The sequence below is a fragment of the Bacillus sp. JJ1503 genome (assembly GCF_036965125.1).
Classification (GTDB): Bacteria; Bacillota; Bacilli; order Bacillales; family Cytobacillaceae; genus Cytobacillus.
Map to the genome: position 1 here is coordinate 1 of NZ_JBALOZ010000011.1, position 10,211 is coordinate 10,211.

Below are 10,211 nucleotides of genomic sequence, written 5' to 3' on the forward strand. Positions count from 1 at the left end.
AAAAGGAAGAGTTGCAGTTCATTTCAACTGCAACTCTTCCTTTTTTATTTTGAAATTTCGATTAGCAGATCCCCTGTTTGAATGGCTTCCCCGTTTGAAACATAAATATCTTCAATTACTCCAGAAAACGGAGCTTGTACGGTTGTTTCCATTTTCATTGCTTCTGTAATCATTAAATGATCGCCTTTTTCAACCTTTTCGCCCTTTTTAACTAAAACCTTAATAACCGTTCCTGGCATCGATGCCCCAATATGGCTTTCATTATGTGGATCTGCCATTATTTTTGACACTACTGTTGCTTTAATACTTTCATCCTTAATAACAACTTCACGAGCTTGCCCATTCAATTCAAAATAGACAATTCTTGTTCCATCAGCTTGTGGCTGACCGACTGAAATAAGCTTTACAATTAATGTTTTTCCAGTCTCTATTTCTATCTCAATCTCTTCACCTAACCTCATTCCAAATAAAAAGGTTGGAGTATCAAGGACAGAGACATCCGAAAATTTCTCTACTATTTTAGTATAATCAATAAAAACCTTTGGGTAGAGGGCATATGCAAGCATGTCAAAGCTTGTCACTTGTCTGCCAAGCTCTTTGAAGAGCTTTTCTCTCAATGCTTCGAAGTCAACATCTTCTAATAGCTCCCCAGGACGAACTGTAATTGGCTCTTTATTTTTCAAGACTACCTTTTGAAGTTCTTTTGGAAATCCGCCATATGGCTGCCCAAGATATCCTTCAAATAGCTCAACAACTGAGTCTGGAAAATCTAAAGTCATCCCTTTATTAATAACATCTTCTTCTGTTAATTGATTTTGAACCATATATAATGCCATATCCCCAACTACCTTAGAAGATGGTGTAACCTTTACAATATCACCAAACATAAGGTTTACACGGGAATACATTTCCTTAACTTCATCCCATTTTTCCCCAAGCCCCACACCTTTAGCTTGCTGCTGAAGATTACTATACTGACCACCCGGCATTTCATGCTTATAGATTTCTGTATGTGGAGAAATCATACCGCTTTCGAAATCTCGATAGTATTTTCTTACATCTTCCCAATAGTAAGATAATTGTTCTAAAGCATCGATATTAATATTTGGTTTTCGGTCAGTACCCTCTAATGCATAATATAAGGAATTGGCACTAGGCTGCGAGGTTAATCCCGCCATTGAACTAACAGCAACATCAACGATATCAACTCCAGCTTCAATTGCTTTTGCGTACATAAATATTCCATTTCCACTTGTATCATGTGTATGAAGATGAATTGGAATATTGACCGTATCTTTTAATTCAGAAATTAACTGGTAGGCTGCCTGCGGTTTTAATAAGCCGGCCATATCCTTAAGGCCTAAAATATGCGCACCTTGATTCTCAAGTTCTTTAGCTAACTCTTTATAATAATTAATATGATATTTCGATCTTGAAGGGTCGGTAATATCACCAGTATAACAAATAGCAGCTTCAGCAATTTTCCCATTCTGGCGTACAGCATCAATCGCTACTTCCATCCCTTTGATCCAGTTAAGGCTATCGAAAATTCTGAATACATCGATTCCAGCTTGTGATGACTTTTCAACAAATTCACGTATAACATTGTCTGGATAATTCGCATAGCCAACAGCATTAGAACCCCGTAAAAGCATTTGGAATAAGATATTTGGTATTTTCTCTCTTAACGTCAGCAATCTTTCCCAAGGATCTTCTTTCAAGAAGCGGTAGGCGACATCAAATGTAGCTCCTCCCCACATTTCAGAAGAAAACAGACCTGGCAATAATTTTGCTGTTGGTTCAGCTATCTGTTTAATATCATTTGTTCGAACACGGGTGGCTAATAATGATTGATGAGCATCACGGAATGTTGTATCAGTAAGAAGTACTTCCTTCTGTTCTTTTATCCATTTAACAAGACCATTAGCTCCATGTTGTTCTAAAATTTGTTTCGTTCCTTGCTTGTATTGCAATTCGCTGCTTAATGTCGGTATTCTTGGCTGATCAAATACTGGCCGCTTTCTTTTTTCAATACCAGGGAAACCATTCACTGTAACGTTCGCAATATATGAGAGCATTTTTGTTCCACGATCTTTTCGTTTTGGGAACAAGAATAACTCTGGAGTTTTGTCAATAAAGGAAGTGTTGTACTCCCCTTTAATAAACTTTTCATGTTTTACTACATTCTCTAAGAATGGAATATTTGTTTTGATTCCGCGGATTCTAAACTCCTGAAGATTCCGAACCATTTTTGCAGCAGCTTGTTCAAAAGTCATTGCCTGTGTTGATAATTTAACAAGCAATGAGTCATAGTAAGGTGTAATAACCGCACCTTGAAACCCATTACCCGCATCAAGCCGAACTCCAAAGCCACCGCCAGATCGGTAAGCCATAATCTTTCCAGTATCAGGCATAAAATTATTCAATGGATCTTCTGTTGTTACACGAGATTGAATGGCATACCCATTCACATGAATATTTTCCTGTGTTGGAACTCCAACTACTCCACTATGAAGAGAATGGCCCGCTGCAACAAAAATTTGGGTTTGAACAATATCAATCCCTGTAACCATTTCAGTAATTGTATGCTCAACTTGGACACGCGGATTCACTTCGATAAAGAAAAATTCATCACCAGATACTAAAAATTCAACTGTACCTGCATTAATATAGTCAACCTTTTTCATCAATCTCAATGCAGCTTCACAAATCTCATCTCTTAGTTTAGGAGAAAGAGATACACATGGGGCAACTTCAACTACTTTTTGGTGACGGCGTTGTACGGAGCAATCCCTTTCATATAAATGAACGATATTTCCGTGCTTATCTCCAATGATTTGAACCTCGATATGCTTCGGTTTATCAATAAATTTCTCAACATAAACCTCATCATTGCCAAATGCAGCTTTAGCTTCTGATTTTGCACGTTCGTATGATTCCTTAACTTCCTCAAGATTATTAACAATTCTCATCCCTCTGCCGCCGCCGCCGAGAGAAGCTTTAATAATAATTGGGAATCCATAATTCTTTCCAAAGCTTATTACTTCATCTAAACCGTTTACTGGGCCATCACTGCCTGGGATAACAGGGATTTCTGCAAGCTGTGCTTGTGTTCTAGCTTTAACCTTATCTCCAAACATATCCAAGTGACGAGATTCCGGGCCAATAAAGATGATCCCTTCTTCCTCACAACGTATAGCAAAATGGATATTTTCGGACAAAAATCCGTAACCCGGGTGAATAGCATCTACATCACTATTTTTAGCAATTTCAATAATTCCATCAATGTCTAAATAGGCATCGATCGGTTTTTTTCCTTCTCCTATTAAATAGGCTTCATCTGCCTTATATCGATGATAGGATCCAGAATCCTCTTTCGAATATATAGCTACTGTCCGGATATTTAATTCAGTACATGCTCTAAATACCCGAATAGCAATCTCACCTCTGTTAGCCACTAACACTTTGTTGATACGTTGGTTCAAGAGAAACACCTCATCTTTACTTTTTGATTTTTCTGGAAATTGAAGCTGTGCTACGGCTGTTGTATAGCCGTTAGCCGTAATTTATTAACAAGTGCAGATATACTGACACTTATTTACGATATTGATAGACCCGATTTAGAACATTTCTTTTTTGCCCCTGCTGCTCTTTCTCTGCAGTCCCTTTATACTTTTGTTCATAAGTAACAAACATCGAAATATTGACAAGAATCCCCATTGCCATAGAAAGCTGTAAAATGGATGATCCTCCGTAGCTTATGAAAGGCAACGGAACACCTGTTAAAGGAATAACGCCTGAGATTCCAGCGAGATTAACAAAAGATTGAATACCTATCATACTAGAAATCCCAATTGCTAGTAAACTGCCAAAAGGATCCATACATTTTAGCCCTATATACAACCCTCGAAGAACTAAATATCCAATAAGAAGTAATACAAAGCAAACACCAAAAACACCAAGCTCTTCAGCAATAACCGCCATAATAAAGTCAGTATGGGATTCAGGTAAATATCCTAGCTTTTGAATACTTTGGCCTAGTCCTAAACCTTTTAGTCCACCAGCACCGAGTGCTAAATATGAATTAACCAAATGGTAGCCAAAATCGGTTTGAAATGGGTCTTGAAATGCTTCTATACGCCCCATACGTACCTTTGTAAAAATCTTATCCTTCATGATAAGTACGAGAGGCGCTACAATTAGGATGCCAATAGTACCAAGTTTAAGGACATTTTTATAGCTCATACCTGAAGAAAAAATGATAACCACAGCAATAGCAAAAATGATAGCAGCAGTTCCAAAGTCAGGCTGAATTGCTACAAATAAACAAGCAAGAAACAAATAAGCAAGCGGGGGGACTACTCCCTTATTAAACTCGTTTATATAAGATTGTTTCTTTGCATATACAGCAGATAAATAAATAATAACTGTGAGTTTAACAAATTCAGAAGGCTGAATACTTCTGCTGCCAAACTTAAACCAGCTCTGAGCATTATTGGTAGCATGTCCAAAAAGATAGATTGCAAATAAGCCAGCTAATGAAAGAAAAACCATTGGTACGAGAATTTTATTGCTTAACATTGCTTTATACGGAAAAATAGCCATAAACATAAATGCAATTGCTGATAAAATAAGATGAAGCTTTTGCTTATCATAAAAATAATCGCTTGGATACCCCCAGCGCTGTACAGCTGTAACCATACTTGCACTATAAATCATGATCAGGCCAAAAACCGATAATAGTATAACAGCAATAACCAAAGTATAATCATATGATTTTAAGATTTTTTTTAACATTCGACCTCTTCCCTTATCTTCTATGTAGAGTAATTTATTCAATTAAAGCATTAAAACATCCTGCATCGAAGAAAAGTTGTTATAAATGTAACACACTATTTACGAAAAATCTATAATTATGTCATACTAATTAAATTATTTTTTACATTTTTTATATCTTTTCAGTCATACTCAAGATGTTTGAGTTATACTAATTTAATTATAAAAAAACTCAAACAATCCATTTAGAATGTTTGAGTTTTTCTACTGTCCAGCTTCAGCGCCTACCCCCGATGTACAGGACGTACAAGTGTCGACAACGCGAAAGGACGTCGCGTTTCTTTTTATTTTCTTACAGAGGCATCGTGCAGAATAGATAGTTCCTTTTCTAATTCAGCCATAATTGCCTTTCCATCTTTTTCTTCAATGAGGCCAAGACGGACCGCAAAATCTATTTCCCGAGACAACCCAAACATTTGCGTATCAAGCACCTCTTCATATAAAGGGCATTGAGGCATGGTAAGATTGTCCATCTGCACTTTAATTAATTTCAATATTTTATCTGCGTCAGCCTTTAATAGGGCATTTGCTCTTTCCTTATGGTCAATAATCATTTCTGAAGCCAACTTTCAATCCCCCATTTCCGAGCGATTATCTTATCTATAAATTTTATACTTTAGATGAGAAAAAAGCAAGAATAATAAGGATTGAATCCCTTTAAAATATACTAAAATCATAACGCAGAGCAAGTTCCTCTAACAACTTTATACCTGCTATGCTGTTCCCTTTTTCATCGAGTGAAGGACCGAATATACCGATCCCGAACTTATCGGGAACGACAGCGAGAATGCCTCCAGAAACACCGCTCTTCGCTGGTATTCCTACTTTAATAGCAAATTCTCCTGAAGCATTGTACATCCCGCAAGTGACCATAAACGTTTTACAAATCCTTGCAATTTCCAAAGGCAAAAGCCTTTCACCTGTTTCAGGGTCAATTCCATTTAAAGCAAAAACCGCTCCTATCTTCGCTAATTCAAAGCAATTCATTTCGATGGCACATTGTTTCGTATAAAGCATCATTAATTCTTCGATATCTCCTTCTATCACTTTATGCTGCTTCATAAAATAGCATAATGATCGATTAAGCCATGCGGTTTCAAGCTCAGAGGCAGCCACTTCCTTGTCATATGTCAGATCCTTCTTGATTCCTAAACATTGTACAAATTGAAGGATTCGCCCCCATCTTTCAGCTTCATTATTCCCTTTTATCATATTTGTAACAGCAAGTGCCCCGGCATTGATCATCGGATTTAAAGGCTTTGATGGAATAGAGGTTTCAAGCTTCGAAATAGAATTAAAAGGATCTCCAGTCGGCTCCATTCCAACTCTGTCAAACACATAATCAACACCCCTGTCTTGTAAGGCAAGTGCTAATACAAGGACTTTAGAGATGCTTTGTAATGTGAATTTTTTCGTGTAAGTACCCGCATAGAGACATTCATTATTACTTTTATAGATGGCAACAGATAAATCACTTTTGTTTGCCTTGGCAAGCGCTGGAATATAATCTGCTACCTTTCCTTCCTCTGTTATTGAATAAACGTCATTTACAATCATTTGTAAGTCTTCATTTGTTTGACATACCAACGGAACTTCCCCCAAACATCGCTAAATATTTTGGTTGATACTGGAATTTCCATTTTATCATTTGAACGAATGTATGACAATTCCATCAATAATCTGTATACTTACCTTTGTAAATAAGTTTTTTGCCTTTTTAGGAGGAATTTTAATGGAAAATATTATTTCATTAAGCGGGAAAGTTAAATATTCGATTACACTTGATCCAGGGGTTTGGATATTCGATGATCGCCGAGTTGATTTATTATCATTTTTTGAAACGGATCAAGAATTGCAGGATGGTCTTGAGGAATATACAAAATCAATCTCCAAGCATTGGGATAGAGAAATTATGGAAGGTGCTGTTTTTCCCCCAACTTTAAAAACCGAAAAGAAATTTGAAAAGGAAAAAGTATTGAATGGAACTTTTGGCATCCCTTTAAAACCATTTATCCAAAATGCAGAACCTGAAAGAGATGCAGCCACACTCATTATTGTAAGTGAAGAAGAAGGAGAGATAAGTATGCCCCTTCATGAGGGCATGGGGCTAATTCTTGGCTTTTCCATTAATGGCAAGCCTTTAAAAGAGGATGGTCCGGTTTATGTTTATTATAGCGATGGAAGAAATAAAGATAACCCAATAAAAAAAGTTAAAGCTTTGAAGATCAGTTAATCCCTGCGGAAGGGGCGATAATTCCGCCCCTTCTTCATACTGGACGCTATAATAGATCAGCAGCTAATTGTGCAAGTCCAGATCTTTCTCCCTTTATGAGCTTAACATGACCCGCGATTGTTTGGTCCTTAAACCTCTCTACCACGTATGTTAATCCATTATTATAAGCATCTAAATAAGGGTGATCAATTTGTTCAGGATCTCCCATTAACACTATTTTACTTCCCTCTCCTACGCGTGTAAGAATCGTTTTAACCTCGTGTTTTGTTAAATTTTGTGCTTCATCAATGATGATATATTGATCTGGAATGCTCCTTCCTCTAATATAAGTTAATGCCTCAACTTCAATGGAACCCATCCCAGCCAATATGGCATCCAACTCCCCAGGCTTTTTAACATTAAATAAATATTCCAGGTTATCAAAAATCGGCTGCATCCATGGCCTAAGCTTTTCCTCTTTTTCACCAGGCAGAAAGCCTATATCTTTTCCAACTGGTACAATCGGGCGGGCTACAAGCAGCTTTTTGTAATATCCATAGTCTTCTGTCTGCATAAGTCCAGAGGCAAGAGCAATAAGTGTTTTTCCGGTTCCTGCCTTCCCTGTTAAGGTAACAAGAGGAAGATCCTTTCTTAATAGAAGTTCCATGGCTATCGTTTGCTGAACATTTCTAGGTTTAATTCCCCATATATGGTCATAATCAAAAATAAGCTTCTTAACTTTTTTTCTTGTTTTATCTACAATTCCTATTGCTGACGACGATGATCCTAATGCATCCTTCATTACAAGAAATTGGTTAGGGAATACTGGAAAAGTGACGGCTTCTGAGATGGAAAGCTCACCCTTTTCATAAAAACGATTCAACGTTTCCTTCGCAATATATACTTCCAAAAATCCAGTATATAGGTGATCATTCTCAATAACCCGATCACTAAGGTAATCTTCACTTATTAGACCGATTGCATCTGCTTTAACCCTTACGAGTGCATCTTTACTTACTAATATGACCGTTTTTCCATCTTCCTTTGTTTCTTCCTCTAATGATAAATTTTTTGCTACTGCCAAAATTCGATTATCATTCGTTTTTTCAATAAAAATATCTTGTAACTGTTGAAATGAACGATGGTTTAATTCAATTCGCAAGCTTCCGCCATTTTCAAGAGGAATTCGTTCATGAAGTTTTCCTGTACCCCTAAAGCTGTCAATCAGCCTTGATACGTGTCTTGCATTCCTGCCAATCTCGTCCATATATCTTTTCTTCGAATCAACTTCCTCTAGCACTACGGCTGGAATAACCACTTCATTTTCTTCAAAGGAAAAAATTGAATGCGGATCTTGTAACAAGACGTTTGTATCTAACACATATATTTTACTCAATCTGATGCCTCCTGCTCCTCTTAGGTCTATTAAACAGTGGAACGAATGGAACTTTGGTAAAATATATGATTTACCGTATAAAGATAGACGAAATTTTGCACAATAACCGTTAATGATTCCTTTAATAATGCTTTAGCTTTCTGAAATGGACTAGCTAAAGCCTAAGTATAGGAGATGGTGAAAATTGAAAAAGCAGTTGTTTATCGGACTTGCAATCATACTGATGGCGGGATGTGGAATCAATAATAATCAAAGCCAAGAAAATCCAAATCAAAATTTAGTAAATGTCAAAAACAGTACTATACAAGAAGTTGATCGTACAACTGGGCAGCATATCTCAAAGCGTTTAGTCAACCTCGCTACAAGCATTCCTAATGTAAACGATGCTACCGCAGTTGTTCTCGGCCGATATGCGATTGTCGGAATTGATGTCAACAAAAACTTGGAGAGATCAGAGGTTGGTGCCATTAAATATTCAGTAGCGGAAAGCTTGAAAAATGATCCTGACGGAGCAAGAGCTATTATCATTGCTGATCCTGACATAAATGCACGTTTAAGAGAAATTTCAGATGATATTCAAAACGGGAAGCCTATTCAAGGAATAATGAATGAATTAGCAGACATTGCCGGCCGTTTAATGCCTGAAATTCCAGCAGACATTATAGATCCTAGACCAAAGAATGCCCCAGAGGAACCGAAAAAGAAATTAAATAATCCTGATGAACGAAAGCTTGAGAATGAACAAGAAGAACAGTCAAACCACTTTAAGGATAAACATGAATAAGTAATCAAATAAGGAAAAGCGGCCAATGGACTTTGTCGATGACAATTTCTAATAGCGCACGAAAAAGGCCCAGTCATTCGACTAGGCCTTTTTCATTGCGTCCATTACCTGTTTATCTAGACGTGCTGCTGCATCCTTATCATATGTTTTGTCATATTGGGGTTCAGAAATAATCTTGGAACCGTAGAACATGACATCCCGTACTTCATGAATAGACAATTCTAGAAGAGCAAGCTTTAATGGAACACCATCTAGCTTTTCCTCCTTAACAGTAACATCTCCTGTTATGGAATATGTAGATTCATTTGCGATTAAATTAATTACCGCCTTTTTGTTCTCTTTTATGTTTTGAACAATTCTTGAACGATTATCAACCGCAAATTGAATAGTCCCTTCATCTTTGGCCAGTACCCATGAAATGGCACTAACATTTGGTCCGCCCGTTTCGAAATCAATTGTCGATAACGTGACAAACCTTTCTTGCTGCAATGCATCAAAAAGTGGTTTAATTAATTTTGGTTCTACTTGATTTGCCATTCAAATTCCTCCTTCATTCTACATCATATTATGCCCATCCTTAACTTTCAACCGATACATATTATCAGCATACAAAAAGAAAGTCGTATTAAAGATATACATCATATATAATTATAATAGGCTTTAGTGAACTTACCAAACGAATAGGATTACAAGGCAATGAATAAATCATTTATGAAAATAGTTTTGAGGTGTACGCGATGAGAGTTAAATGTGTTTTATGTGATAAAATTGAATCCATTGAAGATCAATCATTTCAGGCAAAAAGACTTAGGAACAGGCCGATCCATACTTATATGTGTAAGGATTGTGAAGCTAGAATAACAGCAAATACCCAAAAAAGAATGGAAACTGGCAACTTTAAATTGTACCAAAGCAAAGTAAAGGAAGAAGAATGGTAACAAGAAAAGCGGAAGCGCCTTGTCCACCCCCGACAAGCACAAGAC

At 36.9% G+C, this 10,211-nt stretch carries 9 protein-coding genes; 3 read left to right on the forward strand and 6 right to left on the reverse strand.

The window, feature by feature from the left end:
- Positions 1-44 precede the first annotated feature (44 nt).
- The 4 genes from pyc to glsA form a co-directional block, all read right to left on the reverse strand.
- Positions 45-3,485: a pyruvate carboxylase gene (pyc, locus tag V7149_RS01275; protein WP_335343870.1), complete on the reverse strand. Its 3,441-nt coding sequence runs from the start codon at positions 3,483-3,485 to the stop codon at positions 45-47.
- 109 nt (positions 3,486-3,594) lie between these two features.
- Positions 3,595-4,797: an FtsW/RodA/SpoVE family cell cycle protein gene (locus V7149_RS01280; RefSeq protein ID WP_335343871.1), complete on the reverse strand. Its 1,203-nt coding sequence runs from the start codon at positions 4,795-4,797 to the stop codon at positions 3,595-3,597.
- A gap of 323 nt (positions 4,798-5,120) precedes the next feature.
- Positions 5,121-5,402 carry a YlaN family protein gene (locus V7149_RS01285; protein WP_335343872.1) on the reverse strand — a complete coding sequence of 94 codons (282 nt, stop codon included), beginning with the start codon at positions 5,400-5,402 and terminating at the stop codon, positions 5,121-5,123.
- Positions 5,403-5,493: 91 nt separating this feature from the next.
- The gene (gene glsA / locus V7149_RS01290; RefSeq protein WP_335343873.1) at positions 5,494-6,423 is read right to left on the reverse strand and encodes a glutaminase A; all 930 of its coding nucleotides are present in this window, start codon (positions 6,421-6,423) and stop codon (positions 5,494-5,496) included.
- A 145-nt stretch (positions 6,424-6,568) separates the two neighbouring features.
- On the opposite strand from glsA, the gene V7149_RS01295 reads away from it, so the two are divergent.
- On the forward strand, positions 6,569-7,069 hold the full coding sequence (locus tag V7149_RS01295) for a peptidyl-prolyl cis-trans isomerase (RefSeq protein ID WP_335343874.1): 501 nt from the start codon (positions 6,569-6,571) through the stop codon (positions 7,067-7,069).
- A 46-nt stretch (positions 7,070-7,115) separates the two neighbouring features.
- On the opposite strand, the gene V7149_RS01300 is transcribed toward V7149_RS01295, so the two are convergent.
- Complete coding sequence (locus V7149_RS01300; protein WP_335343875.1) at positions 7,116-8,444, reverse strand: PhoH family protein; 1,329 nt, start codon at positions 8,442-8,444, stop codon at positions 7,116-7,118.
- Positions 8,445-8,628: 184 nt separating this feature from the next.
- Here V7149_RS01300 and V7149_RS01305 point away from each other — a divergent pair, with 184 nt between their 5' ends.
- Positions 8,629-9,228, forward strand: coding sequence for a YhcN/YlaJ family sporulation lipoprotein (locus tag V7149_RS01305; protein ID WP_335343876.1), 600 nt, complete (start codon positions 8,629-8,631; stop codon positions 9,226-9,228).
- An 81-nt stretch (positions 9,229-9,309) separates the two neighbouring features.
- Here the strand turns inward: V7149_RS01305 and V7149_RS01310 are convergent, their stop codons facing one another.
- Positions 9,310-9,765, reverse strand: a complete 456-nt coding sequence (locus V7149_RS01310) for a pyridoxamine 5'-phosphate oxidase family protein (protein ID WP_335343877.1) — start codon at positions 9,763-9,765, stop codon at positions 9,310-9,312.
- Between the two features lie 200 nt (positions 9,766-9,965).
- On the opposite strand from V7149_RS01310, the gene V7149_RS01315 reads away from it, so the two are divergent.
- The gene (locus V7149_RS01315) at positions 9,966-10,166 is read left to right on the forward strand and encodes a YlaI family protein (RefSeq protein ID WP_315668405.1); all 201 of its coding nucleotides are present in this window, start codon (positions 9,966-9,968) and stop codon (positions 10,164-10,166) included.
- Positions 10,167-10,211: the final 45 nt, after the last annotated feature.

What these genes read in the sequence shown, in the direction of transcription:
- V7149_RS01280 (WP_335343871.1), bottom strand. Translation starts at nt 4,797, where the DNA reads ATGTTAAAAAAAATCTTAAAATCATATGATTATACTTTGGTTATTGCT.
- V7149_RS01310 (WP_335343877.1), bottom strand. Translation starts at nt 9,765, where the DNA reads ATGGCAAATCAAGTAGAACCAAAATTAATTAAACCACTTTTTGATGCA.
- V7149_RS01315 (WP_315668405.1), top strand. Translation starts at nt 9,966, where the DNA reads ATGAGAGTTAAATGTGTTTTATGTGATAAAATTGAATCCATTGAAGAT.
- V7149_RS01295 (WP_335343874.1), top strand. Translation starts at nt 6,569, where the DNA reads ATGGAAAATATTATTTCATTAAGCGGGAAAGTTAAATATTCGATTACA.